Below are 223 nucleotides of genomic sequence, written 5' to 3'. Positions count from 1 at the left end.
GTATTGCCGCGTGCATAGCACCACCAAACTGCCCAACGAGCCTCCATCGCTGGCGCAAGTGGTGCGCTGGGTCGCTAAGCTCGGCGGCTATCTCGCGCGCAAGCATGATCGTCCCCCCGGGCCAACTGTTCTGTGGCGTGGCTTTCTCGTCCTGCACGAAGTCACCAAGATGTATCGCATCTTCAGGCAAAACGAGTGACCCATATTTGTGGGTAAACCTCAG

General features: G+C 58.3%; 1 protein-coding gene. It reads left to right on the top strand.

Features of this window, described 5'->3' with window-relative positions; genetic code table 11:
• On the top strand, positions 1-199 hold a 199-nt coding region (locus KPG66_RS16990; RefSeq protein ID WP_272907119.1), incomplete at its 5' end, for an IS4 family transposase.
• Positions 200-223 lie beyond the last annotated feature (24 nt).

It is taken from the genome of Mycetohabitans sp. B2, from assembly GCF_021733735.1.
Classification (GTDB): domain Bacteria; phylum Pseudomonadota; class Gammaproteobacteria; order Burkholderiales; family Burkholderiaceae; genus Mycetohabitans; species Mycetohabitans rhizoxinica.
The sequence above is the reverse complement of the archived record's forward strand: the minus strand, read 5'-3'. Positions and strand labels throughout refer to the sequence as shown.